Below are 25,868 nucleotides of genomic sequence, written 5' to 3'. Positions count from 1 at the left end.
ATCCCCCTGATGAGTCACCGCGATGATGGCACAGCGTCTTGTCCCACGCCATGCCATTTTTGCGGTGCAACAATAACTTGCCGCGCCGCAATTCGATCCGTTCAGCGCGGGCGTCGCGTGACGATAGCACCCGCCACGCCCGCGCGCAGTTCGGCGCGTACCGGATAGGTGCTGGACGGCAGATGCTGGGTCATGAACAGGCCGATCAGCCGCTCGACCGGGTCGATCCAGAAATAGGTCGAAAAGACGCCGCCCCAATAATATTCCTGACTTTCCATCCCCATGGCAAAGCCCAGCCCGAAGCCGACGCCCTGATAGTCGGCCTCGCTGAACATCGCGCTCGACATGCTGGACAGGTCGCCGCCGCCCGGCAGCTGGTTGCTACGCATCTGCGACACCGTCTCCGGCGTCAGCAGCCGTACGCCATCCACTTCCCCGCCGCGCAGCAGCATGCGGGCGAAGCGATGATAGTCCGCCACCGAGGATACCAGCCCGCCGCCGCCCGACAGAAAACGCCCGGTCCGCCGCCATCCGCTGCGCGCACCGATATCGGCGACGCTGATCCCGCCGCCCTCATCCAGCCGCCAGGCATCGGTCATGCGATGCGCCTTCTCGTCCGGCAGGATGAAGGTCGTGTCCACCATGCCCAGCGGATCGAGGATATGAGTGCGGAAGAACGCCTCCAGGTCCAGCCCGCTCAGCCGCTCCACCACCACGCCCAGCACGTCGGTCGACACCGAATAATTCCACTGCTCGCCCGGCGAAAATTCCAGCGGCAGGGTGGCGAGATCGGCGATGAACTGGTCGGACGTACGCTTCTGCTGAAACTCGTCCAGCCCCAGCTTGCGATAGCGCACGTCGATCGGCGTCTGCCGCTGCAAGCCATAGGTCAGGCCCGACGTATGGCGCAGCAGGTCGATCATCAGCATCGGTCTTTTGAGCTTGGCCCGATTGGCCTGCCCCACGCGCAGGTCGGCAAATTCGGGGATGATATCCGTGACCGGCGTATCCAGCATGACCTTGCCCGCCTCCACCAGCATCATGAAGGCGACCGATGTGATCGGCTTGGTCATCGACGCGATGCGATAGAGCGCGTCGGCTTGCAGCGCTTCGCCACTCGCTCGCGCCTGCCCGCGCACCACGGACAGCAACACATCTTCATCGCGCGACAGCAGCAATTGCATGTGCGGCAACTTGCCGCTGGCCAGATAGGTGCGATCGAGATGCTCGACCAGCGCGCCCAGCCGATCGGGGTCCATCCCCGCCGCCACCGCCGCCTTGCCGTCGATTCCGTCCACCATGCCGCCCGCCATATTCCTGCTGTCCTCCCCCGCTAACCCAGCGGGACAGGCGCGTAAACAGCTTGGACGTTGCCAAGACCCCGCCCGGCCCTCTATGGCGACGTCCAGAACAGCATGAACGGACGCATGACAGGCATGGCCACCGGCCTCTCCGCAATCTTCATGGCCAACCGCCCCGCTCTGCTGCGCTTCCTGCGCGCGCGCGGCGCGGGCGACGATGCCGAAGATCTGCTTCAGGATATGTGGATGAAGCTGGAGGCCAAGGATCTTGGCCCGGTGTCCGATCCGCTGCCCTATCTTTATCGCATGGCCAACAATCTGATGCTGGACCGCTATCGATCCGCCACGCGGCGCGAGCGGCGCGAACAGGATTGGGCGGAGGGCGCGGGCGGCGTGATGGCCGACCCGAGCGAGGATATCGCCGTCGATGATCGCATGGTCCTGAACGAACAGTTGAACGAGGCCCGCGCCGTGCTGCGCGACCTTGGCCCGCGCGTCGAACTGGTGTTCCGCCGATTCCGGATCGAAGGGGTGGGCCAGCGCGTCATTGCCGACGAACTGGGGGTCAGCCTGACCACCGTGGAGAAGGATCTGCAAAAGGCCTATCGGGCCATGCTGTCGCTCAAGCAGAAAATGGATACGGAATGAGCGGGTCGGCGGCGTCACGTCTCGCAAGGGGCAAAAAATGAACAGGGCCGGAGCCATGATCAACGAGGAGGCGCTGGGTTGGGTCATCCAAACCCGCGACCCGGAATTTAGCGACTGGGACGGCTTCACCGCATGGCTGGAGGCCGACCCGGCCCATGCATCCGCCTATGACGCGCTGATGCTGGCAGACAGCGAGTTGGACAGCTTCGTGCCGTCCGAACCCGTTACAATGCCCATCGCCGCGAACGATCCCGGCGTCCGGTCGCGTCGTCCGCTGCGCTGGATCGGCGGCGGCGCGGTCGCGGCGGCGCTCGTTGCAGCTGTCTCTTTCGGTGTCGCAGATCGCAGCGATATCTACAGCGTCACAACCCGCCCCGGCGAAATCCGGGTCATCGCGCTGGACGATGGCACGAAGGTCGAACTGAATGGCGGCACCACCATGCGCTTCGATCGCAAGGACGCCCGCTTCGCCGCGCTGGACGCAGGCGAAGCCGCCTTCACCGTGCGCCACGACGAAGCCAATCCTTTCCGCGTGACCGTGGGCGACGCCGTGTTCGAGGATGCCGGCACCGTCTTCAACATCGTGCATACCAAGGCCGCGACCCGCATCGGCGTGTCGGAAGGCAAGGTGATCTACAATCCGCAGGCTGAAGCGATCGCCCTGCCCGCCGGCCGCGCGCTGGCCGACGATGCGCAGGGCTTGCGCGTCATGGACATCGCGCCCGCGGCCGTCGCCAGCTGGCGTCAGGGACAACTGGTCTACAACAACGCGCCCGTGACGCAGGTGGCGGAGGACGCCGCCCGCTCGCTGGGCCTGACCGTCCGTTTCACGCCACAGGCGCAGGCGATGCGCTTCACCGGCACGCTCCGGCTGGATCGTGACCCGGCGCGTTTCTTTGCACAGGCCGCGCCGCTGCTGGGGCTGGCCGCCGTTCGTCAGGGGGACGAATGGCTGTTGAAGGAGGGAAATGGGCCGCAGAACTGACATTCTGATCGTCACCACGCCCCTAATCGCGATCGCCGCAGCGACAGCAACGCCCGCCCTAGGGGCGGACAGACAGGATATCAGCATCGCCCCCGGCAGGCTCGGGGAGGCGGCGATAGCGCTCGGCCGTCAAACGGGCGCCAGCATCGGCATGTCGGACCAGTCGCTCGCGGGCCTTCGCACCCCCGCCATTCAGGGCCGGATTAGCGCGGAAGTCGCGCTGCGCATCCTGCTCAAGGGCAGCGGCGCAAAGGCGCAGCGGATCGGCAGCAATGGCTGGCGCATCGTCCGCGCCAAATCCCCGCCCCCGCCATCGGCTGCCCCCGCGCCCATCCAGGCCGCGCCGCTCGCCGAACAGCCACCCGCCGAAATCATCGTCACCGCGTCCAAGCGCGACACGCCGCTGCCGCGCTATGCCGGCATGGTGGAGGCGCTGGACAGCAATATGTTCACCACGGCCGAGGCATCGGGCGGCACCGCCACATTGCTCGCGCGGGTGGCGAGCCTCAGTTCCACCCATGCCGGCGCCGGCCGCAACAAGCTGTTCATCCGCGCCATCGCGGACTCCGGCGTCGCCGGCCCGACACAGGCAACCACGGGTCAGTATCTGGGCGACATGCGCCTGAACTATGCCGCGCCCGATCCCGACCTCAAACTCTATGACGTCGGCCGGGTCGAAGTGCTGGAAGGCCCGCAGGGCACGCTTTACGGCGCCGGATCGCTCGGCGGCATCATCCGCGTCATGCCCAATGCGCCCAATCTCGCAGAATATGGCGGGCAGATGTCAGCAGGCCTTTCCGCCACCCAGCATGGCGATCCGGGCGGCGACCTGTCCGCCACGCTCAACATTCCCATCGTCTCGGAGAAGCTGGCGCTGCGCGTCGTCGGCTATGGCGTGCAGGATGGCGGCTATATCGACGACGTCAATCGCGGCAAGGACGACGTCAACCGGGTGCGCACCTGGGGCGGCCGCGCCGCGCTGCGCTTCGCCCCCAGCGACGACTGGACCATCGACCTGAACGGCGTCTACCAGCATATCGACGGCGACGACGCCCAATATGCGACCCGGTCGGTCGGCCGGCTGCAACGCGCCTCCGCTGTCGCCCAGCCCTATTATTCCGACTATCTGCTCGGCAATCTGCGGATCGAGAAGCAGTGGGATAGTCTGCGTTTCGTCTCCTCGACCGGCTATGTCCGGCACATATTGGCGGAAAGCTACGACGCGACCCAGCCCGGCGGCCCGCCCGCCCTGTTCCGCCAGCGCAACCGGGTCGACATTTTCTCGACCGAAAACCGGCTGGTGCGCGACCTAGACAATGGCCTCGGCTGGATATTGGGTGCCTCCTATCTCCAGAGCACGTCCGATCTCAATCGCTCGCTCACCTCCTTCGGCACGGCCGATGTGCAGCCCATCATTATCCCCGGCGTCGCCATGTATGGCCGGGGCATGGCAGCACCGGCGACGGGCGTGCGGAACACGGTGAAGGAGGCCACCATGTTCGGCGAAGCCTCCTTCGAGCCGGTCAAGGGGCTGATCGCCACCTTCGGCGGGCGCCTGACCAACAGCCGCCTGTCGGGCGAGGCGCTCGATCCGGTCGCCGCCCTGTCCGATAGCGAACTGGCGCGGGCGGAGGCGCAGGCCGACCGCAGCGAGACGATCTTCCTGCCATCGGCCTCGTTGCTGACCGATGCCATTCCCGATGTCACCCTCTATGCCCGCTTCCAGCAGGGCTTCCGCCCCGGCGGCCTCGCCGTCGATGACCAGCGGGTGCGCCGCTTCCAGAATGACCGCGTCTCCACCGTCGAAGTCGGCGCGCGCAAGGGCGTGCCGGGCCGCGACATCTTCGCCGCCAGTGCCAACATCGCCTATACCGACTGGCGCAACATCCAGGCCGACGTCACCGACCGCATCGGCTTGCCCACCACCGCCAATATCGGTGACGGGCGCATCTACACGGTCGAAGGGCGCATCGTCGTGCGGCCGACGCCACAACTGACGCTCGACGGCAGCTTCATCTACAATGACAGCCGCCTGACCCAGCCCGCCGATTTCGTGCGCATGCTCTCCTATGACGGTCGCTCGCTCAGCCTGCCCAACGTCGCCAATCTGGGCGGCCGGCTCGCCTTCGACTATCGCAGGACGATCGGCAACGCCACACGGTTCAGCCTGTCCGGCTCCGCGCGCTATGTCGGAAAGTCCCGCCTCGGCGTCGGGCCGATATTGGGGCAGACGCAGGGCGACTATGTCGACACCAGCCTATCCGCCAGCCTGATCCGTGGCCCGGTGCAATATTCGCTGTCGCTCACCAACCTGCTGGACAGCAACGGCAATCGCTTCTCGCTCGGTACGCCATTCGACCTGCGCACCGACTATTATACCCCGCTGCGCCCCCGCACCGTCCGCATCGGCGTCGATTTCGCTTTCTGAATATCCGTTCATCGCATTGCCTGACGGAAGCCACGGTCCGGCGACGTCCCATGCGCACGCGCGCACTTGAAACAGCGCGACACGCAGAGGAGACATCATGCGACATCTACTGGCCTGCACGGCCATTGCGCCCGTGCTGGCGGCCCTTACCGTGGCCGATGCGGCGGCTGAAACGACGATCAGCACCGCCACCACCGCTGCCGTCAAGACCTCCACCGTGGCCAACGGCGGTGCTGACGACATCACCATCAGTTCGGCCGGCTCGATCAAACTGACCAGCGGCGCCGCCGTCACGATCGACAGCGACAATGACGTGTCGAACGCCGGCACCATCACGATCAACGATGCCGACAACGTCACCGGCATCCTCGTCGCTCCCGGCACCAGCGGCGCCATCACCAACAGCGGCACCATCACGCTGACCGAAGACTATACTGCAACCGACACGGACAGCGACGGCGATATCGACGGCGCCTTCGCCAAGGGCACGGGCAAGAACGCCATCTGGGTCCAGTCCGGCGCGGCCCACACCGGCGACATCACCCACAGCGGCACCATCACGATCGAAGGCAATCAATCGGCCGGCATCCGTCTGGACGGTCCGCTGACGGGCGACCTGTCGACCAGCGGCACCATCAGCGTGCTCGGCGACAACAGCTATGGCGTTCTCGCCAACGACGTGACCGGCAATGTCACGCTGCGCGGCACCACCGCGGTAGTCGGCGCCAACAGCATCGGCGCGGCGCTGCTGGGCGATATTGACGGCGCGCTCAAGATCCAGGGCACGATCACCAGCACCGGCTATCGCACCACCACCCGTCCCAGCGACGTGTCCGATCTGGACGCGGACGATCTGCTGCAAGGCGGCTCCGCCGTCGTCATCGCCGGCAATGTGACCGGCGGCGTCATCTTCGACGTGCCGCCAACCGCCAGCGACGATGATGACGAAGATGATACCGACATCGATGATGACGGCCTGACCGACAGCACCGAAGGCACCGCCGCGGTCGTCACATATGGTTCGGCCGCCGCGGTGCAGGTCGGCGCGGCCGACAGCGCCACCACCATCGGCGCCGTCGCGGCCGACAGTTCGGGCTATGGCCTGATCGTCAACGGCACGATCGCCGGCTATGGCGTCTATGACGGTGTCGACGCCAATGGCCTCGTCATCGGCGGCCTGGGCGGCGACGTGACCATCACCAAGGGCATATTGGTCGACGGCACGGTCGCGGCCGTATCCTATGACAGCAACGCGACCGCGCTGCGTCTGGGGTCCGGCACCACGACCGGCACGGTCGAGATCAGCGGCACCGTCGGCGCCAGCGGCGCGGATCTGGAAAACACGTCCGCACGCGGCATCGTGATCGACAGCGGCGCATCGGTCGGCACCATCAAGATCAGCGGCGCGGTCGGTGCAACCGCATCCAGCGACGAGGATGGCACTGCCATCGCCATCCTCGATTCCTCCGGCACCGTGTCCAGCCTCAACAATACGGGCGCCATCTCGGCCACCGGCGGCGCAACCAACATCGCGATCGACCTCAGCGCCAACAGCAGCGGCATCACCCTGACGCAGGCGGCGGCTTCCTCCACCGCCACCGCACCCAGCATCACCGGTGATATCCGACTGGGATCGGGCAATGATGCGTTGACGGTTTCGGCGGGCCTCATCACCGGCGATGTCAGCCTGGGCGCCGGCAATGACAGCATCGCCCTGTCCGGATCGTCCAGCCTGACCGGGGACGTTTCCTTCGGCACCGGCACGAACAGCCTGACGCTGGCGGACACGGCCGCTGTCACCGGCGACGTCGATTTCGGCAGCGGCGCCGGCACGCTGACGCTGGGCGGCACATCATCCCTGTCGGGCGTGATCGCCAATGGCGGCAATGTCGCCGTCGTCCTGAACGGCGGCACGCTCAACAGCACCGGCACCGGCTCGGTCGCGCTGGCCTCGCTCTCGGCCAGCGGCACATCGACGCTGGGTGTCACCATCAATGGAGAAACCGGCACCAGCACCGTCTATGACGTGGCCGGCGCCGCCAGCTTCGCCAGCGGATCGCAGGTGAAGGTCAACCTGACCCAGGTCAGCGGATCGGTCGGCGACTATGTCATCGTGAAGGCCGGATCGCTCAGCGGTTCGCCCACGCTCACCACCGCCACCCTGCTGCCCTATATGTTCAAGGGCAGCGTGGCCGGCGACAGCAGCGCCGGCACCGTCACCCTGTCGATCGCGGCCAAGACCGTGTCGGAACTGGGCCTGAGCGGTTCGACCGCCAGCGCCTATTCGGCGATCTTCAACGCGCTGGACAATGATGCCGACGTCGCCGCCGCCTATCTGGCCGTCACCGATGGCGCGACCCTGACCAGCAACCTGCGCCAGATGCTGCCCGATCATGCCGGCGGCACCTTCGAAGCCGTCACATCGGGATCGCGCGCCACCGCCCGCATCCTGTCCGATCCCAATGGCATCTACCGCACCAAGGACGGGCGCCTCGGCTTCTGGCTGCAACAGGTCGCCTTCGGCAGCGCCAAGAGCGTGGGCAGCACCGCCTCCTACGACATCACCGGCTGGGGTGCCGGCGGTGGGCTGGAATATCTCAGCGACATCGGCGCATTCGGTGGCTCCTTCGCCTATATCCACGGCAGCGACAGCGGCGGATCGAACAATGCGGTCGATTCCGACCAGTTCGAACTGGCGGCGCACTGGCGCGGCCAATGGGGCCCGCTGCTCAGCTTCGCCCGCCTGTCGGCCGCCCGCATCACGTTCGACGGTACCCGCCATTTCGAAAGCGGCGACGTCACCCGGACGGCAGACGGCAAATGGAATGGTACGCTGATGTCCGCCACGGCCGGCGCAGCCTATCAGGTGGATATGGGCCGCTTCAGCCTGCGTCCGACGATCGGCATCGACTATTACCGGCTCAAGGAGGACGGCTATAGCGAAACCGGCGGCGGCGATGCGTTCAACCTGACCGTGCTGGGCCGCACCAGCGATGAACTGACCGCCAACGGCACCGTCACCGCCGGCTATGACTTTGGCAGCCTGAACAAGGAAGATGGCTGGGTCCGTCTCGAACTGGAAGGTGGCCGTCGCCAGATCGTCGGCGGATCGCTGGGCGACACGACCGCTTACTTCAAGGATGGCGATCGTTTCACCCTGGTGTCGGAAGACCGCACGAACGGCTGGACCGGCCGCGCCCGCCTCTATGGCGGCACCGACACCTTCCGCGTCGGCGGCGAATTCGGTGCGGAGGAACAACAAAATCACGTCGCCATCTCATTTAGGGCGACGGTTAATTTCGTCCTGTGACGTCTTGAGCATGAAAGGACGGGCCACACCCCACAGACCCTCCCGGTCCGTCCCTTCCGTTCCGGCAAAACACCCTCCCCAAGGGCGCCGGGCATAAAAAGAGGGGCGTCGCTGGTCCCCCCGGCGGCGCCCCTTTTTTGTTGATCTATCGGTGGTTTATTCCGCCTTGCTCTCGACCGGCTTCAGCTTCGCGCTCATGGCGTCGAAGCCTGCCTTGTCCGATGGCGACAGGTTGGGACGGCCCGCCATAATCCCCATCTGGATGTTGCACTTGGAATAATAGGTTTCGCCGGGTTCGATCTCCAGCCGTAGCGTGTCCGTCGCCTCGCTCTTGACCGAATATTCGTGGATGCCCGGTTCGGCATAGAGGACGGCGAACTTGCCAGGCGGCAGGCTGGTCAGCTTTTCGCCCTTTTCATGCACGGCGCAGGAAATGGCGGAACCGACGAAGCCACCCTTGCGGAAGAAGACGATCTTGCCTTTGCCCTCCGGAATATCGGAAGCCGGCGCAGGCGCCGCTGCCGGGGTCGCTGCCGGTTCGGCCGGTGCATCTTGCGCCCCGGCCGATGTCGCGCAGCCGAGCGCTACCAGCGCCAGAAACATATGGCTCTTCATATCATTGCCCTCCTGTTGAAAATTCAGTTCCCGGTCGCAGGCAGCGTGAACGGCAGGTCAGCGACCAGCTTGGCCTGTCCCCGCGCGCCGACCGGCACGTCCACATCGCTGCCGGCCATGAACAGCACCACCGGCACGGCGACCAACCCGACCAATATGGCTTCGTCGGTCCGGCTGGCGCCTGCCTGCGCAAAGCGGAAGCTGCGCAGCGCAATCCGCTGCCCCTGATGATCGATGAAGCGCGCCGCGAGGATAAGCTCGCCTGCCTTGCCAGCCGCCCGCGCCCGCGCGGCATGGATGACCTCGCCCTCGCCCAGCGCACCGGCCGGTATCACGGTCGCACCATTGGCCCCAATCGGGATGGTCGTGCGAATACGAAAACGATCCCCCGGCTTGGACAGCTTGGAGTTGATCGGGTCCAATATCTCGAAATCGACATAGGTGCCGGCCGGTACGACCGTTGTCGGCGGTGCTGGCGTCGCCACGATCGGCTCGCCTGCAACCTGCGCCTGCGCCCCCGCGCTAAGCCCCAAAAACGCAACGGCCCACAGCCCCTTGCGCAGCATAATCCCCCCGTTCAGGCCGCAAGTCCCCCGACTCGCGATGGCCTGAACAGAGGTTTATCGCCTGATTTTACAATCGTATAGGGGCACGGTTGCCGATCAGGCCGAAAGCGCCTTCTTCACCAGTTCGTTGACGACCTGCGGGTTTGCCTTGCCCTGCATGGCCTTCATCGTCTGGCCGACGAAGAAGCCGAACAGCGCTTCCTTGCCGCCGCGATATTGTTCGACCTTGTCGCCATTGTCCGCCAGCACCTTGGCCACCGCCGCCTCGATCGCGTCAGTATCGGACGTCTGCTTCAGGCCCTTTTCCTCGACGATCCTGCCGGGCTTGTCGCCGCTTTCCAGCATGATCTCGAACACCTGCTTGGCGATCGTGCCGCTGATCGTCCCGTCGGCCACCAGCGCCAGCAATTCAGCGCCTTCCTCGGGGCTTACCGGGCTTTCCTCAAGGGACTTGCCAATGCGGTTGAGCGCACCATACAGCTCCGACAGCAGCCAGTTGGCGGACGCCTTGGCAACCTCGCCCTCGCTCTTCTTCTGAATGCGCGCGCCTTCGGCCAGCAGCGCCTCGAACCAGCGCGCCGTATCGGCGTCGGCGGTCAGCGTCGCGGCATTATAAGCGGAAAGACCCAGAGCACCTTCATAGCGCGCGCGCTTGGCATCCGGCAGTTCCGGCAAAGACTGGCGGCATGCCTCCAGAAAGGCGTCGTCCAGTTCCAGCGGCAACAGGTCGGGATCGGGGAAGTAGCGATAGTCATGCGCATCTTCCTTCGACCGCATCGACCGCGTCTCGTTGCGATCCGGATCGTAGAGGCGCGTTTCCTGCACAATCTTGCCGCCAGCTTCCAGCACGTCGACCTGACGGTTCGCCTCATGCTCGACCACGGCCATGACGAAGCGGACCGAGTTGACATTCTTCGTCTCGGTGCGGGTACCGAATTCCTCGCCCGGACGACGCACGGAAACGTTCACGTCGGCGCGCATCGACCCCTGGTCCATATTGCCGTCGCACGATCCGACATAGCGCAGAATCGTCCGCAGCTTCGACAGATAAGCCCCCGCTTCGGCAGGAGAACGCATGTCCGGCTTCGACACGATTTCCATCAGCGCCACGCCCGACCGGTTGAGGTCGACATAGGAGCTGGTCGGATGCTGGTCGTGCATCAGCTTGCCGGCGTCCTGCTCGACATGGATACGCTCGACGCCGATCCGCTTGGTGCTGGCTTCAGGGTTCTTCTCGTCCAGTACGATGTCGATCGCGCCTTCACCCACGATCGGGTGATAAAGCTGGCTGATCTGATAGCCCTGCGGCAGATCCGCGTAGAAATAATTCTTGCGGTCGAAGCGCGACCATTTGTTGATCTGCGCGTCGATCGCCATGCCGGTGCGCACCGCCTGACGGATGCATTCGCGGTTGGGCACGGGCAACATGCCGGGCATGGCCGCGTCAATCAGGCTGACCTGCGTATTCGGCTCCGCGCCGAAAGCGGTCGCCGCGCCCGAAAACAGCTTGGCGTTCGACGTCACCTGCGCATGGACTTCCAGGCCGATCACGACCTCCCACTCGCCGGTTGCGCCCTGGATGCGATAGGTTGATTCAGTCATCTTCGTGCAACTTCTCTTTCGCGCGACGCATCTTCCGTCGCTTGGAATAATGTCGCCAACCCAGCCCCATACAAAGGCCGACTATGTCAGCCAGAAGATAGGCCAACGGCAGAGCGATCGCCACCAATGCTACAGTGGCGACCTCTTCCATCTTACCACCACTTGTCCGGCCGCGCCGTGAAGCCCGAACGCTCCTCGATCGCGAGCGCCGCGTTCAGCACGGTTTGTTCGTCCAGCGCCTTGCCGATGATCTGGAGGCCGATCGGCAGCCCCGCCGAATCCAGCCCGCCCGGCACCGCCATCGCCGGCAGCCCCGCCAGCGACGCCGGCACGGTAAAGACGTCGTTCAGATACATGGCCAGCGGATCGGCCTGCTTCTCGCCCAGCGCGAAGGAGGCGCTCGGCGCAGTCGGCGTCAGCAGCAGGTCGCACTTTTCGAAGGCCTGCTCGAAATCGCGCGCGATCAGCGCCCGGACCTTCTGCGCCTGCGTGTAGTAAGCGTCATAGAAGCCCGCCGACAGAACATAGGTGCCGATCATGATGCGGCGCTTCACTTCCGGCCCGAAACCGGCGGCGCGGGTCGCGGCATACATGTCCTGCAAGCCCGCCCCATCGGCAAGCAAGCGCTGGCCATAACGCACGCCGTCATAGCGGGCGAGGTTCGAGGATGCCTCGGCCGGGGCGATGATATAGTAAGTCGGCAGCGCGTACTTCGTATGCGGCAGCGACACTTCTACCACCTCGGCACCGGCATCCTGCAACCAGGCGATGCCGCGATCCCACATGGCGGAGATTTCCGCGTTCAGGCCATCGGGGCGATATTCCTTGGGAATGCCGACCTTCTTGCCCTTGAGATCGCTCGACAAACTGGCTTCCCACTGGGGCACGGCCAGATCGAGCGAAGTCGAATCCTTGGGATCGAAACCCGCCATGACCTCCAGCAGGATCGCATTGTCGCGCACCGTCCGCGCCATCGGCCCGGCCTGATCCAGCGAGGACGCGAACGCCACGACGCCCCAGCGCGAGCAGCGGCCATAGGTCGGCTTGATACCGGAAATGCCGGTGAAAGCGGCCGGCTGACGGATCGATCCGCCGGTATCGGTGCCGGTCGCCGCCGGGCACAGCCGCGCGGAAATGGCCGACGAAGACCCGCCCGAAGAGCCGCCCGGTGCCAGCGCCGCGTTACCGCCGTCATTGCGCCGCCAGGGCGAGATCACATTGCCATAATAGCTCGTCTCATTGGACGAACCCATGGCGAACTGGTCGAGGTTGAGCTTGCCCAGCATCCCCGCGCCCGCCGCCCACAGCTTGCCCGACACGGTCGATTCATAGGTCGGCACGAAGCCTTCCAGCATGTGCGACGCGGCGGTCGTCTGCACGCCATTTGTGCAGAACAAATCTTTCATGCCGATCGGCACGCCGGCCAGCGCGCCCAGCGTTTCGCCGGCCGCCTTCGCCTTGTCGGCGGCATCAGCGGCTTCCAGCGCCTTTTCGGGCGTTTCCACGATGAAGGCGTTCAGCGCCTTGGCGGCGGCAACATTGGCGTTGAAGCCTTCCGCCACTTCACGCGCCGAAAAATCGCCCGCACGGAAACCGTCGCGGATTTCCGCGACCGTCAGATCAGTCAGATTGCTCATTATTCGATCACCTTGGGCACCGCGAAGAAGCCATGTTCGGCCTGCGGCGCATTGGCCAGCACCTTGTCGCGCACATCGCCATCGTTGATGACGTCGTCGCGCAGGCGTTGATGGTTGGGGATGACGGCCGTCATCGGCTGCACGCCGGTCACGTCCACCTCGCCCAATTGCTCCACCCAGCCAAGGATGTTGTTGAGTTCGGGCACCATGGCTTCCGCTTCTGCATCCGTCACCGAAATGCGCGAAAGGCTGGCGATCTTTTTCACGGTCTGAAGGTCTATCGACATGGGCCAAGCCGCTAGCACCCGCACCTGCCCGCTTCAAGCCGGTTTCGCAGCCTCCGCCCACCGGGCCGCTTTCGCGCCTCTTGCGCAGCCCCGCCCCATGCGTCAGACAAGGCACAAGAAATTCGGAGAGCATGGGTGGCCCGCAAATTCCTCTATGTCATCGCGACGCTGATCGTGCTGGTGATTGCGGCGCTGCTTGTCTACCGGATCTGGGGCATGCAGCTGATCCGCATGGTGATGGTCCCGCGCGAAACCTATGCGGAACTGCCCCCGCTGCCGGCCAATGCCTATGACCGCGCCGACATGTGGATCGCCCGGCCCGACATCGTTAAGGACAATGTCGCGCTCTGGACGCCCGCCGATGTGGAACCGGGCCATATGGCGCAAAAGGCCGCCATCTTCTTCATCCACCCGACCAGCTATATCACCACCTTCGGCGGCGCCCACTGGAACGCCCGGCTGGACGACAAGGATACGGACGCCACCGCCCGCCGTTTCGTCATGAGCCAGGCCAGCGCCTTCAATGCTGCCGGCACCGTCTGGGCGCCGCGCTACCGCCAGGCCAATTATGGCGCCTTCCTGACCGACAAGCCCGCCGGAGAAAAGGCGCTGGCCGCCGCCTATCGCGACGTCGCCCAGGCCTTCACCGCCTTCCTCAAGGCCAACCCCACCGGCCCGCTGATCCTGGCCGGCCACAGCCAGGGGTCGCGCCACCTGCTGCAACTGCTGCGCGAACAGGTGGCGGGCCAGCCCGTCGCCGACCGGATCGTCGCCGCCTATGTGGTAGGCTGGCCCGTGTCGGTGGAGGCGGATTTGCCTGCGCTGGGCCTGCCCGCCTGCGCGCGGCAGGATCAGGCCCATTGCATCGTCAGCTGGCAAAGCTATGCCGAACCGGCCGATCCGTCCGCCGTGGTCGAAAGTTTCGAGCGCAAGACCGGCTACACCGGGCGCCCGCGCAAGGGCACGCACATGCTCTGCACCAACCCGATCACCGGCGCCTTCAATGGCAAGGCGCCTGCCAGTGCCAATCTCGGCACGCTCGACGCGCGTGAACAGGGCCAACCGCCCAAGCTGGTCACCGGCGTCGTGCCCGCCCGCTGCGACACCAGCGGCGTGCTGATGATCGGGGAGCCGGTCGACATGGGGCCCTTCACCCTGCCCGGCAACAATTACCATGTCTATGACTACAGCCTCTTCTGGGGCAATGTGCGGCAGGATGCGCAGAAACGACTGGCGGCATTTCTGAAGAAGTGACTCTGGTTTGAAGAAGTGGCAGGGGCGTCACCCATGACACTGGTTACACTGGATCGCGTCGCCTTTCGCGAAGCCCTGCCGCAGGGCGGCCGGCTGATCGGCATGGATGTCGGCACGAAGACGATCGGCCTGGCTCTGTGCGACGCCCACTGGACGATCGCCAGCCCCGCCTACACCGTCAATCGCGGCAAATTCAGCAAGGACAAGCCGGCGCTGGCCGCCTTCATCGAACAGCAGCAGGTGAAGGGCATCGTCATCGGCCTGCCGCTCAACCTCGACGGCAGCAACAGCCCGCGCAGTCAGGCCAGCCGCGCCTTTGCCCAGAATATCGCGGACCTCGGCTATCCGGTCCTGCTCTGGGACGAACGTTGGTCGACGCAGGCCGTCACCCGCACCCTGCTGGAAGCGGACGCCAGCCGCGCCCGCCGCGACGAACTGGTCGACAAACTCGCCGCCAGCTACATATTACAGGGCGCGATCGATGGACTGGTCGCGGGGCTAGAGTGAAAGCCCTTCCATATGGAATGGGGTAGCGTGGCGACGCGGTTTCAGTCACATTCCTGCGCATGATAGTGCAGATCATCCTGTTCCTGCTGGCCACCGCACTGGTCACCATCCCGCAATGCTTTTCCACGCTCTCCACGCGACGCCATGCCACACGTCTCGCAGAACTGCGTGACGGCGCAGCCGAACGCTATTTCGAGGAACGGCGGTCGCTGGAAACATATCGCCCTTACAAGCGTCTCTGGCTCTTCCGCCTGTGGGGGCTGTCGACCATGGCCTATGTGATCGGCACTTTGATATTCCGACCATGAAGCACATCGCTGACGCATACGACGTCAGTGGGAGAGATTTGAACATGACGTTTCGATATTGGCGCCGTGCCGCCATCCTCGCCGCAGCCGCCCTACTGCCCACCGTCGCCCATGCCGGCTTCTACAGCGGCAACGAACTGTATGCGGTCTGCACCGCTGACAAGGACGGCAAGGATTATTTCGAGAAAAGCTATGAATGCCTTGGCTATATCAGCGGCGCGGTCGATGCCTTCAACACGACGCGGGAGGCCAACAAGCTCAAAAGCTGCATCCCCGGCGGCGTGACGATCAACGAACTGCGCACCACCACGGTCAACTATCTGAGCAGGAACCCGATCGACCGCCAGAAATCCGCTTCCTCCCAGGTCTTCGCCGCCACTCGCAAGGCCTGGCCCTGCACGACGGCGAAGAAGGCGGCGACAAAGAAGAAAGCGACGCGCAAGAAGCGATGAGGTGACGTCCGGCTTGGGTGGTTAGCGGACTGTCTGCTAACGATTAGCCGAACTGGCAAAGCAGACGTTGCGAAGTTCTTTCAGCACGATCATCATCGCGCAATGCGCCGCCGTATGATGAAACTTATTCCCGCCGTGCTTCTGATAACGGAAGCCTGCCAGCGGCATCCAGAACCTTTACCAGACAATCTGATCCACGAATTGAGACTGGAAATGCCCGGCATCGCTGAACAGTGTATTGAAAAGGTGAGATACGGAGGCATCTTGGCAATGCCCGAAGAAACGGACCAATGCTTTGAAATGTCTGCTGAACGGCGGTGGAAAGGCTTATGGCGGATAGGTTTTGAGATTTCGCGCTTTTGTCCCGCGCCTAACACGACCTGCTCTAATCACCCTGACGGTGATCTAGTCTGGCTTTCAGGAAAAACTTTGCGCTCGCCGGGAAATAAGGAGGGCCTCTATACCATTGAATTTGAGGGACGAATAACCGCTCATCAGGGAAGGCATGGCCATATGGGCGCGTATGAACATGAGATAGTCGTAGATAGGATTATCGCCTTACGACCGGTTTTGGCTGAACCAAATTCGATGCGCTAAGTCCACTTCTGGTCGTTAGCGCCCTTCCCTTTACCCCTCTCCCTTGAGGGAGAGGGCTGCGCAGACTTGGCAGCTTGCTGCCTAGTCGTAGCTGGGTGAGGGGGATGCAACCTCACGGAAATCGGCTGATTTTGCGCCAGCCCCCCCCTCATCCAACTCCGCCCTGTCCTACACTCTGCCCGCCTGCTAAAAACCCGCTCGGCTCTTTCCATCGTTCGCCCTGCCCGCTTTCCGATAGGATCAGGCGCACGCAACAAAATGTCCGAATCTGCGGGAAATGTGCGAAGTTAAGCGCCTTCCCCGTCGAACGCGGCGATGATCGGGCATGGCCCTTCCTCGCTGGCATGGCATTGGTACGCCAGTCGCGTCAGCGCAGTCCGCGCCGCCTGCAGTTCCGCGATCTTGCGGTCCAGCGCCGCGATCCGCTCCGCTGCCAGTGCGCGCGCCCGCGCCCTGTCCTGTCCGGCGTCGAGCCGCAGCAATTCGCCGATCTGCTCCAGCGTAAAGCCCGCCCCCTGCGCCGACCGGATGAAGGCCAGCCGCCTTGCGTCCGCCTCACCATAGCGGCGGATACCCGCGCCCCGCTCCGGCGTGTCGAGCAGGCCGCGCCGCTGATAATAGCGCACCGTTTCCACCCCGACGCCGCCAGCCTGCGCCAGCGCGGAAATCGTCATGTTCATCCCTTGACTCCGGACCATGGTACGGACCCTATATGAGTGGCATCCGATCAACCGGCAAGGATGCACCGATGACCAGCCCCGCCCCCAGAACCGGCCCTAAAAGCGCCAGCCTCTACCGCATGGTGATGCCCGGCCACACCTGCCCGTTCGGCGTCAAGGCGCGCTGGCTGCTGAAGCGCCATGGCTATGCGGTGGACGATCACTGGCTCACGACCCGCGCCGAAACCGACGCCTTCAAGGCGCAGCATGACGTCAAGACCACCCCGCAAATCTTCATCGACGGACAGCAGATCGGCGGCCATGACGATCTGCGCCGCTTTCTGGGGCTGAAGGTGAAAGACCCCAAGGCGACCAGCTATGTGCCGATACTCGCCGTCTTCCTCGTCGCCGCGCTGCTGGCGCTGGGCGTCAACTGGCTGACCTTCCTCCCGCTCATATCCTTCATCACGCTGGAACGGTTCGTGGCGATCGCGATGATGCTGCTCGCCATGCTGAAATTGCAGGATGTGGACCGGTTCGCGACCATGTTCCTGAACTATGACCTGCTCGCCCGCCGCCTGCCGCCCTATGGCCTCGCCTATCCCTTTCTGGAACTGGGCGCGGGCCTGCTGATGCTGACGCGGGCGCTCGACTGGCTTTCCATCCCCGTCGCGCTGCTCATCGGCGGCATCGGCGCGCTGTCGGTGTTCAAGGCGGTCTATATCGAAAAGCGCGAACTCAAATGCGCCTGCGTCGGCGGCAGCAGCAATGTGCCGCTGGGATTCGTGTCGCTGACCGAGAATGTGATGATGGTCGCGATGGCCCTGTGGATGCTAGCAGGCATCCACTAAGCAAAAGCGTGGATGCTGGCGGGGGTTGGACACTGACCCAATCCCCGTTCGCTTCGAGCGAAGCCGAGAAGCCGAGAAGCCGAGAAGCCGCCAGCACAGCGCTCCCCGTTTCTCGACAAGCTCGAAACGAACGGAAGTTGGTCAGTCCCCGTCCCGCCCATAGACGTCGGGCAGGAACTGCACCCCCGTCGCGGTCGGCACTGCGGTCAGATAGGTCAGATAGACCGGCACCGGCTGGGGGAGCGGTTCATGCTGCTCCGGCGCGTCGCTGCCGGCGGGCGGCGTCTTGCCGAAGAACCAGCGGCCCAGCCGTTGCGCATCCTCCAGCCGGACGCAGCCATTGCTGTAATGGCGATCCTCCTTGGCGAACAGGTCGCGCTGCGGCGTGTCGTGCAGGTAAATGCCCAGGTCATTGGGGAACATGAACTTGATCCGCCCCATGGCGTTGCTGCCGCCCGGCAATTGCCGCACCCGCACTTCCCTTTGCCCGGCGGCCACCGCCTGCCAGTCGATCGCGCTCTGCGCCAGCGGCGCGGCATTGGCGCTCCAGTCGGTCAGCGCCTCATAACGCATGCCCTTGAGCGACCCCCCCGCCAATATCTTGGGCGCAACCTTGCGCTCGACCAAGTCGGTCGGGATGTTCCAATAGGGGTTCAGCGTCGCATAGCGGATCATGCCCGCCATCAGCGGCGTCGGCGATTCCTTGGCGCCGGCGACGACCTTCATCGTCCCGTCCATCGCACCGTTGCTGTAATAATAGAGCCGCGCCGACGCCGCATCCACCACCACATGCCGGGTCCATGGTCCGGGCAGCAGCCGCGCCCGCTCCAGATTGAGCGCCAGCAGATGCGCATAGCGTTCCGGCCCTTCGTTCAGCGCGCCAATCGTCATCGCCCCGGCCACGCCATCGGGTTTCAGCCCATGGTCGGTCTGGAACGCCTTCACCTTCGCCACGACGGCCTTGTCATAGGCGACCCCGTCGCTCAGCCCCAGCCGATGCCGCAGCAGCGCGATCTCCGGCACCTTGCCGCCGGGGCGCAGTTTGACGTCCTGCGGAATCTGGATCGCCGGCAGGCCACCCCATTTGTCCATATATCCCGACCGCGCGGCGCGCAGCCGCATATAGAGCGGGCTCATCCAGCCGGCGGTCTGGATATAGTCGGTCAGCGACGGCGCGAGTGAGGCGGCACGCACGATATCGGCCGGACCGGGCGGCTTGGTATCCAGTTCCGCGTCCAGATAGCGAATCTTCACGCCCTTGGCCGGGCGGCGCATATCGGCGACCAGATCGGCAAAGGCACGCGACAGGGCCAGATCGGCGCGGGCCAGCGCCTTGGCTGTGCCCTCGCTATCCGCAGCTTCGATCAGTTTCTCCAGATCGCGCCCGCCATAGCTGCGCGGGTTCAAACCGTCGGCATCGCTCTGGTCGATCAGTGCCAGCAGTGCGTAGGCCTGCCGCCCGATGCGATTATTTTCCACCCACAGCGGCCAATAGCCGCGCGGCGCATAGAAATCCTTATATTTGCCGCTGACGCCCGCACGAATTTCGGCGGCGACGCTCGACTTCGCGGCATCGGCGGCCGCCTTGCCCTGCGCCAGCGCGACGGGCGAAGGGGCGACCGCTGCGACCAGCAGGCCGGCGACCAGAGCGGGGACAAGCGAAGGGGCGCGGCAGACAAGCCGCGCCCGAAAAGCTGCGTGGATCAGCCGCGTTCTCCCCGACGCGACGGCGCCGGCGGCGGGGGTGGCGGCGGGCAGGGCGGACCCTGGACCGCATGATACATGCCGTCAGCGGTGTAATAGCCGTCGACATAGCCGTCGCCATCGCGGTCGGCGGCCACGGTACCGGCGATGGCGCCGGGGCCGACCGGCGGCGCGGTAGTCACCGGTGCTTCATTCTTGGAACAGGCGCTCAGGGCAAGCAGCCCGCCAGCGGCCAAAGCCAGATATTTATACTGCATAATCACTCCCTGGACGCTTAGGCGGCGGGGCCGCCCTGCGCCGTTAGACCTCTCGCCGCGACCCGTGCGGCTCGACGCCAACGCCCCAGACAGGGATTAAATCCATTACCCGACCGAAATGACGGCGAACCGTTCGCTTTTGGCGCCAGTCCGTTATGCGCTTACCCATTCCGCCGACGGGATGCCCTGCGCATAGAGCAGCACCGACAGGTCGCCATGGACGATCTCCGCCGCCGCCGCCTCGCGGGTCTTGGGCTTGGCATGATAGGCGACACCCAGCCCGGCGCCCTGGATCATCGGAATGTCGTTGGCGCCATCGCCCACCGCCAGAGTCAGCGTCCGGTCGATGCCGCCCGCGATCGCCGCTTCCAGTTCGGTCCGCTTGCGCGCGGCATCGACGATCGGCGTGGTCACGGTGCCCAGCAGCGCGCCGTCGGCAATTTCCAGCACATTGGCGACATGCACGTCGAAGCCGATTTCTTCCGCGACCGGCCCGGTGAAGCGGGTGAAGCCGCCCGACACCAGCAACGTCCGTGCGCCCCGCGCCTTCATCGTGCGGACCAGCGCCTTCGCGCCGCCCATGATGACGACGCGCTCGCTGCGGCACTGGTCGATCGCGCTGTCGGGCAGGCCCTTGAGCAGCGCAACGCGGCCATGCAGCGCACCCTCGAAATCCAGTTCGCCGCGCATCGCCCGTTCGGTAATCTCGGCAATTTGCGGCTTGATCCCGGCATAGTCAGCCAGTTCATCGATGCACTCGACGGTGATCATGGTGGAGTCCATATCCGCGATGAGCAGCGCCTTCTCGCGCCCGTCGACCGGCTGGACGATCACATCCACCTTGTCGCCGATGCCGGTCAGCGCCGCGCGGGCAGCGACCGGATCGGCTGCGAAGAAGATATCGGCCGCCTTGCCCTCATCAAGCCATGCGACACCGCCCGGCTGGCAGCCTGCATCACGCAACCGATCGATCGCCTGCGCAATATCCCCCTGCCCGATCGAGCCACTTGCCACTAAGGTCGCGACGAACATGTCAAACTCCGAACCAGAAACCGGCGAATCCCGCCCACGGGTCGCGCTTATTGCCGGGCCGACCGCCAGCGGCAAGAGCGCGCTGGCCATTGCCCTCGCCAAAGCCACCGGCGGCATCGTCATCAATGCCGATGCCAGCCAGGTCTATGCCGACCTGGCGATCCTGTCCGCCCGCCCGTCCAAGGAGGAAATGGGCGACGTCCCTCATCGCCTGTTCGGCCATATCGACGGCGCGGAAGCCTGCACCGCGCCGCGCTGGGCGGCCGAGGCAAAGGCGGAAATCACCGCCGCTCATGCCGCCGGCCGGCTCCCCGTGCTGGTCGGCGGCACCGGCCTCTATATCCGCACCCTGCTGGACGGCATCGCCCCGGTGCCGGAGATCGACGCCGACATCCGTGCCGCCGTCCGCGCCATGCCGGTGGCGCAGGCACATGAAGCCCTCTCCCGCGAAGACCCGGAGGCCGCCGCCCGCCTTGCGCCCGCCGACACTACCCGTGTCGCCCGCGCGCTGGAGGTAGTGCGATCGACCGGCAGGCCACTCAAGATATGGCAGCAGCACAAGGAGGGCGGCATCGCGGATCAAATTACCCTAGCCCCGATGATCCTGCGCCCGCCGCGCGACTGGCTGATCGAGCGATGCGATCGCCGTTTCGTCCAGATGATCGAAGCCGGCGCGGTCGAGGAAGTCGCGGCGTTGCTCACCCGCAACCTCAACCCCGACCTGCCGGTGATGCGGGCGATCGGCGTGCCGGATATCGCCACCTATCTTAGAGGCGACAGCGAGTTGGACAGTTGCATCGCCGCGGGAAGCCTGGCCACCCGCCAATATGCCAAACGCCAATATACCTGGTTCACCAACCAGCCGCCGCCGGCCTGGCCGCGCGAGGAACTCGCGATTAATGACAAGAACATTGACGAATTAGCAATTAAATTACAACATTAGGGCTTGACCCGTCATTTTCTGTCCACTAGAGGCAGGCGCCTTGCCATTGAAGGCATGCGGGCGCAAAGCACGCCCATATCGACGAATTTGCATCAAACGGAGGAGTATCATCGTGGCCGAAAAGAGCGGCGCGGACATATTGGTTCAATGCCTGGTCGATCTGGGCGTCGAAGTCGTGTTCGGTTATCCGGGTGGCGCGGTGCTACCCATTTATGATGCGCTCTATAATCATCCCACGATCAAGCATGTGCTAGTCCGCCACGAACAGGGCGCGACCCACATGGCGGAGGGCTATGCCCGCTCCACCGGCAAGCCCGGCGTCGTCCTCGTCACGTCCGGTCCCGGCGCGACCAATGCCGTCACCGGCATCACCGACGCGCTGATGGATTCGATCCCGATGGTCGTCATCACGGGTCAGGTGCCCACGCAACTGATCGGCACCGACGCGTTCCAGGAAGCGGACACGATCGGCATCACGCGCCACTGCACCAAGCATAATTATCTGGTGAAGACGCCGGCCAAGCTGGCCGAGGTCGTGCATGAAGCCTTCCACATCGCCACCACCGGCCGCCCCGGCCCGGTCGTCGTCGACATTCCCAAGAACGTCCAGATCGCGACCGCGCCCTATACGAAGCCGGAACTGAAGGTCCATGCCAGCTATCATCCGCAGACCAAGGCGGATGCGGCAGGCATCGACGCAGCGGTCGAGATGCTGGCCGCGGCGGAACGCCCGATCCTCTACACCGGCGGCGGCGTCATCAACAGCGGCCCGCAGGCGACCGCGCTGCTGCGCGAACTGGCGGCGCTGACCGGCGCGCCCGTCACCTCCACGCTGATGGGTCTGGGCGCCTTCCCCGCCTCGTCCGATCAGTGGATGGGGATGCTGGGCATGCACGGCACCTATGAAGCCAATTGGGCAATGAATCAGGCGGACCTGATCCTGTGCGTCGGCGCACGCTTCGACGATCGCGTCACCGGCCGGCTGGACGCCTTCGCGCCCAACAGCCGCAAGATCCACATCGATATCGACCGCAGCTCGATCAACAAGATCGTGGATGTCGATGTCGCCATCGTCGCCGATGTCGGCAGCGCGCTGGACGATATCATCGCCCTGTGGAAGCAGCGCGGTCACCAGAAGGCAGACCTGACCGAATGGTGGGCGCGGATCGCCGGCTGGCGCGCGCGCAAGAGCCTGGACTATGCCGAAAACGGCACGGATATCATGCCCCAGCGCGCGATTGCCGACCTCTATGCGGCGACGAAGGCAACCGGCAAGGATGTCATCATCACCACCGAAGTCGGCCAGCACCAGATGTGGGCGGCGCAGCATTTCGGTTTCGACGCACCGAACAAATGGCTGACCTCCGGCGGCCTCGGCACGATGGGCTATGGCTTCCCGGCTGCGATCGGCGCGCAGATGGGCAATCCCAACAGCATCGCCATCTGCATTGCCGGTGACGCCTCGGTGCAGATGAACATCCAGGAACTGGGCACCGCGACGCAATATCGCCTGCCGGTCAAGCTGTTCATCCTCAACAATGAATATATGGGCATGGTCCGGCAGTGGCAGGAACTGACCTATGAAAGCCGCTATTCCAACAGCTATTCGGACAGCCTGCCTGATTTCGTGAAGCTGGGCGAAGCCTATGGCTGGACCGGCATCCGCATCGAAGGGCCGCAGGAACTGGAAGCGGGCATCCGCCAGATGCTCGAAACCGACGGCCCGGTGATCGTGGACTGCCGCGTCGCCAAGCTGTCCAACTGCTTCCCGATGATCCCGTCGGGCGCGGCGCACACCGAAATGCTGCTTGACCCCAGCCAGGTGGAAGGCGTGATGTCCGACGAGGCAAAGGCTCTGGTCTGAAGGTGAAGCTGTGACCCAGCATCTGAAACTCCGCATTCATGTGACGGAGCCCTGGGATTTCGAAAGGATCGCGGGCACGGCCGACCTGACCGGCTGGACCATCGATCATGCCGACCCGGACAATGAAGAATGGGAAGTGCATCTGGACGAGGGGTTCGACTTTAACGAGCGGCATATCGGCACCCTGCTGGTCAGCCCTCGCTATGTCGGCGAACAGCTAACCCGCATGTTCGATGCCGTGGCGGGCTTCCCCGTCCGCCTCGCCCATCGCCAGGACGGCGGCTGGCATTTTGCCTTTGCCGCCATGATTTCGCAGCGCCACGACAAGGCCGATGAAGACGGCCATGACGGGCACGAAGATACGGATAACGGGACCATCATCTGATGCATATCCAGGAAGAACTCAGCCAGCGGCACGTCCTGTCGCTGACCGTTTCGAACGAGGCCGGCATATTGGCGCGCATTGCGGGCCTGTTCACCGCGCGCGGCTATAATATCGACAGCCTGACCGTGGCCGACATTACCGACGACCATGCGATCAGCCGCATCACCATCGTCACCAACGGCCCGCCCAAGGTGATCGACCAGATCATCGCCCAGCTCGACCGGCTGGTGCCGGTGCACAAGGTGACCGACCTGACCGAAGCCGGCCCCTTCGTAGAGCGCGAACTGGCGCTGGTGAAGGTCGCGGGCACGGGCGAGGACCGGATCGAGGCACTGCGCCTTGCCGATGTGTTCCGCGCCAAGGTGGTCGATACGACGATCGAAAGCTTCATCTTCGAAATCACCGGCACCACCGACAAGATCGACAATTTCGTCGGCCTGATGCGCCAGATCGGCCTGGTCGAAGTCGGTCGCACCGGCGTCGTCGGCCTGATCCGGGGGACGCAGGCCAACTGAATTTTTCCGCCCGCGTCCCCTGCACGGGGCGCTTCTGTTTCCATGTCATTGTCTAACGCCTCCCGCATGGGAGGACGAGAAGGGGTTAATCCAATGAAGGTTTATTACGATCACGACGCGGACATCGGCCTGATCAAGGGCAAGAAGGTCGCGATTCTGGGTTACGGCTCGCAGGGCCACGCCCATGCGCAGAACCTGCGCGACAGCGGCGTCGCCGAAGTGTGCATCGCGCTGCGCGCCGGTTCGCCCTCCGCCAAGAAGGCCGAAGGCGCAGGCTTCAAGGTTCTGCCGAACGCCGAAGCCGCCGCATGGGCCGACGTGTTCATGATCCTGGCACCCGACGAGCATCAGGCCGCCATCTATGCCGCCGACGTGCATGCCAACCTGCGCGCCGGCGCGGCACTCGCCTTCGCCCATGGCCTGAACGTCCATTTCGGCCTGATCGAACCGCGCGCCGACGTCGACGTCATCATGATCGCGCCCAAGGGCCCCGGCCACACCGTGCGCAGCGAATATCAGCGTGGCGGCGGCGTCCCCTGCCTGATCGCCGTCCATCAGGACGCGACCGGCAACGCCCATGACATCGCCCTGTCCTATGCTTCGGGCGTCGGCGGCGGTCGCAGCGGCATCATCGAAACCAACTTCCGCGAGGAATGCGAAACCGACCTGTTCGGTGAGCAGGCCGTGCTGTGCGGCGGCGCGACCGCGCTGGTGCAGGCCGGTTTCGAAACGCTGGTCGAAGCTGGCTATGCGCCGGAAATGGCCTATTTCGAATGCCTCCACGAACTGAAGCTGATCGTCGACCTGATGTATGAAGGCGGCATCGCCAATATGCGCTATTCGATCTCGAACACCGCCGAATATGGCGACATCAAGACCGGCCCGCGCATCATCACCGAAGAGACGAAGAAGGAAATGAAGCGCGTTCTGGCCGACATCCAGTCGGGCCGCTTCGTCAAGGACTTCGTGCTCGACAACCGCGCCGGCCAGCCGGAGCTGAAGGCCAGCCGCATCGCCGCCCAGCGTCACCCGATCGAGGAAACCGGCGCCAAGCTGCGCGCCATGATGCCCTGGATCGGTGCCAACGCACTGGTGGACAAGGAAAAGAACTAAGTCGGACTTAGCCCCTCCCTTTCAAGGGAGGGGTTGGGGTGGGTGCGA

General features: G+C 64.6%; 25 protein-coding genes. 15 read left to right on the top strand and 10 right to left on the bottom strand.

Going from position 1 to position 25,868, the window contains the following annotated elements:
* Positions 1-101 precede the first annotated feature (101 nt).
* Complete coding sequence (locus tag ACNHGR_RS02475; protein WP_475283985.1) at positions 102-1,301, bottom strand: serine hydrolase domain-containing protein; 1,200 nt, start codon at positions 1,299-1,301, stop codon at positions 102-104.
* Between the two features lie 135 nt (positions 1,302-1,436).
* Here ACNHGR_RS02475 and ACNHGR_RS02470 point away from each other — a divergent pair, with 135 nt between their 5' ends.
* From ACNHGR_RS02470 to ACNHGR_RS02455, 4 genes are all read left to right on the top strand, one after another.
* Positions 1,437-1,949, top strand: a complete 513-nt coding sequence (locus tag ACNHGR_RS02470; protein ID WP_184272554.1) for a sigma-70 family RNA polymerase sigma factor — start codon at positions 1,437-1,439, stop codon at positions 1,947-1,949.
* A 55-nt stretch (positions 1,950-2,004) separates the two neighbouring features.
* Positions 2,005-2,934, top strand: coding sequence for a FecR family protein (locus tag ACNHGR_RS02465; RefSeq protein ID WP_475288302.1), 930 nt, complete (start codon positions 2,005-2,007; stop codon positions 2,932-2,934).
* A complete protein-coding gene (locus tag ACNHGR_RS02460; RefSeq protein ID WP_475283984.1) occupies positions 2,918-5,362 on the top strand; it encodes a TonB-dependent receptor in 2,445 nt (814 codons plus the stop codon). The genes ACNHGR_RS02465 and ACNHGR_RS02460 overlap by 17 nt, the downstream gene beginning before the upstream one ends.
* A 97-nt stretch (positions 5,363-5,459) precedes the next feature.
* Entirely contained in the window at positions 5,460-8,672 is a 3,213-nt protein-coding gene (locus ACNHGR_RS02455) for an autotransporter outer membrane beta-barrel domain-containing protein (RefSeq protein ID WP_475283983.1), read from the top strand.
* Positions 8,673-8,828: 156 nt separating this feature from the next.
* Here ACNHGR_RS02455 and ACNHGR_RS02450 read toward each other — a convergent pair whose 3' ends face one another.
* The 5 genes from ACNHGR_RS02450 to gatC form a co-directional block, all read right to left on the bottom strand.
* Entirely contained in the window at positions 8,829-9,287 is a 459-nt protein-coding gene (locus ACNHGR_RS02450) for a DUF2846 domain-containing protein (RefSeq protein ID WP_475283982.1), read from the bottom strand.
* A gap of 23 nt (positions 9,288-9,310) precedes the next feature.
* Entirely contained in the window at positions 9,311-9,853 is a 543-nt protein-coding gene (locus ACNHGR_RS02445) for a hypothetical protein (protein ID WP_475283981.1), read from the bottom strand.
* 96 nt (positions 9,854-9,949) lie between these two features.
* Positions 9,950-11,455, bottom strand: a complete 1,506-nt coding sequence (gene gatB, locus ACNHGR_RS02440; protein ID WP_475283980.1) for an Asp-tRNA(Asn)/Glu-tRNA(Gln) amidotransferase subunit GatB — start codon at positions 11,453-11,455, stop codon at positions 9,950-9,952.
* A gap of 152 nt (positions 11,456-11,607) precedes the next feature.
* The gene (gene gatA / locus ACNHGR_RS02435) at positions 11,608-13,092 is read right to left on the bottom strand and encodes an Asp-tRNA(Asn)/Glu-tRNA(Gln) amidotransferase subunit GatA (protein WP_475283979.1); all 1,485 of its coding nucleotides are present in this window, start codon (positions 13,090-13,092) and stop codon (positions 11,608-11,610) included.
* Positions 13,092-13,379: an Asp-tRNA(Asn)/Glu-tRNA(Gln) amidotransferase subunit GatC gene (gatC, locus tag ACNHGR_RS02430; RefSeq protein ID WP_093015170.1), complete on the bottom strand. Its 288-nt coding sequence runs from the start codon at positions 13,377-13,379 to the stop codon at positions 13,092-13,094. The genes gatA and gatC overlap by 1 nt, the downstream gene beginning before the upstream one ends.
* A 135-nt stretch (positions 13,380-13,514) precedes the next feature.
* Here gatC and ACNHGR_RS02425 point away from each other — a divergent pair, with 135 nt between their 5' ends.
* From ACNHGR_RS02425 to ACNHGR_RS02405, 5 genes are all read left to right on the top strand, one after another.
* The gene (locus ACNHGR_RS02425) at positions 13,515-14,633 is read left to right on the top strand and encodes a DUF3089 domain-containing protein (protein WP_475283978.1); all 1,119 of its coding nucleotides are present in this window, start codon (positions 13,515-13,517) and stop codon (positions 14,631-14,633) included.
* Between the two features lie 33 nt (positions 14,634-14,666).
* On the top strand, positions 14,667-15,140 hold the full coding sequence (gene ruvX / locus ACNHGR_RS02420) for a Holliday junction resolvase RuvX (protein ID WP_184271453.1): 474 nt from the start codon (positions 14,667-14,669) through the stop codon (positions 15,138-15,140).
* 65 nt (positions 15,141-15,205) lie between these two features.
* On the top strand, positions 15,206-15,448 hold the full coding sequence (locus ACNHGR_RS02415) for a hypothetical protein (protein ID WP_475283977.1): 243 nt from the start codon (positions 15,206-15,208) through the stop codon (positions 15,446-15,448).
* A 44-nt stretch (positions 15,449-15,492) separates the two neighbouring features.
* Positions 15,493-15,900: a Rap1a/Tai family immunity protein gene (locus ACNHGR_RS02410; protein WP_475283976.1), complete on the top strand. Its 408-nt coding sequence runs from the start codon at positions 15,493-15,495 to the stop codon at positions 15,898-15,900.
* Between the two features lie 114 nt (positions 15,901-16,014).
* The gene (locus tag ACNHGR_RS02405) at positions 16,015-16,497 is read left to right on the top strand and encodes a hypothetical protein (protein ID WP_475283975.1); all 483 of its coding nucleotides are present in this window, start codon (positions 16,015-16,017) and stop codon (positions 16,495-16,497) included.
* Positions 16,498-16,784: 287 nt separating this feature from the next.
* On the opposite strand, the gene ACNHGR_RS02400 is transcribed toward ACNHGR_RS02405, so the two are convergent.
* Positions 16,785-17,177: a MerR family transcriptional regulator gene (locus tag ACNHGR_RS02400; RefSeq protein ID WP_475283974.1), complete on the bottom strand. Its 393-nt coding sequence runs from the start codon at positions 17,175-17,177 to the stop codon at positions 16,785-16,787.
* A 68-nt stretch (positions 17,178-17,245) separates the two neighbouring features.
* Between ACNHGR_RS02400 and ACNHGR_RS02395 the strand changes: the two genes are divergently transcribed.
* Entirely contained in the window at positions 17,246-18,007 is a 762-nt protein-coding gene (locus ACNHGR_RS02395; protein ID WP_475283973.1) for a MauE/DoxX family redox-associated membrane protein, read from the top strand.
* A 141-nt stretch (positions 18,008-18,148) separates the two neighbouring features.
* On the opposite strand, the gene ACNHGR_RS02390 is transcribed toward ACNHGR_RS02395, so the two are convergent.
* The 3 genes from ACNHGR_RS02390 to serB form a co-directional block, all read right to left on the bottom strand.
* A complete protein-coding gene (locus ACNHGR_RS02390; RefSeq protein WP_475288301.1) occupies positions 18,149-19,642 on the bottom strand; it encodes a L,D-transpeptidase family protein in 1,494 nt (497 codons plus the stop codon).
* Between the two features lie 68 nt (positions 19,643-19,710).
* Positions 19,711-19,968, bottom strand: a complete 258-nt coding sequence (locus ACNHGR_RS02385) for a hypothetical protein (RefSeq protein WP_184271436.1) — start codon at positions 19,966-19,968, stop codon at positions 19,711-19,713.
* 153 nt (positions 19,969-20,121) lie between these two features.
* Positions 20,122-21,000, bottom strand: a complete 879-nt coding sequence (serB, locus tag ACNHGR_RS02380) for a phosphoserine phosphatase SerB (RefSeq protein WP_475283972.1) — start codon at positions 20,998-21,000, stop codon at positions 20,122-20,124.
* Here serB and miaA point away from each other — a divergent pair.
* The 5 genes from miaA to ilvC all read left to right on the top strand — a co-directional run bounded on the left by miaA (position 20,999) and on the right by ilvC (position 25,820).
* Positions 20,999-21,943, top strand: a complete 945-nt coding sequence (miaA, locus tag ACNHGR_RS02375) for a tRNA (adenosine(37)-N6)-dimethylallyltransferase MiaA (RefSeq protein ID WP_475283971.1) — start codon at positions 20,999-21,001, stop codon at positions 21,941-21,943. The two genes, serB and miaA, sit on opposite strands and share 2 nt — an antisense overlap.
* 112 nt (positions 21,944-22,055) lie before the next feature.
* Positions 22,056-23,807, top strand: coding sequence for an acetolactate synthase 3 large subunit (locus ACNHGR_RS02370; RefSeq protein ID WP_475283970.1), 1,752 nt, complete (start codon positions 22,056-22,058; stop codon positions 23,805-23,807).
* A gap of 10 nt (positions 23,808-23,817) precedes the next feature.
* A complete protein-coding gene (locus ACNHGR_RS02365; RefSeq protein WP_475283969.1) occupies positions 23,818-24,192 on the top strand; it encodes a hypothetical protein in 375 nt (124 codons plus the stop codon).
* The gene (gene ilvN / locus ACNHGR_RS02360) at positions 24,192-24,707 is read left to right on the top strand and encodes an acetolactate synthase small subunit (RefSeq protein ID WP_475283968.1); all 516 of its coding nucleotides are present in this window, start codon (positions 24,192-24,194) and stop codon (positions 24,705-24,707) included. Before ACNHGR_RS02365 ends, ilvN begins: the two co-directional genes overlap by 1 nt.
* A 93-nt stretch (positions 24,708-24,800) precedes the next feature.
* On the top strand, positions 24,801-25,820 hold the full coding sequence (gene ilvC / locus ACNHGR_RS02355) for a ketol-acid reductoisomerase (protein ID WP_184271421.1): 1,020 nt from the start codon (positions 24,801-24,803) through the stop codon (positions 25,818-25,820).
* Positions 25,821-25,868 lie beyond the last annotated feature (48 nt).

The sequence above is a fragment of the Sphingobium sp. RS1 genome (assembly GCF_056156825.1).
The sequence above is the reverse complement of the archived record's forward strand: the minus strand, read 5'-3'. Positions and strand labels throughout refer to the sequence as shown.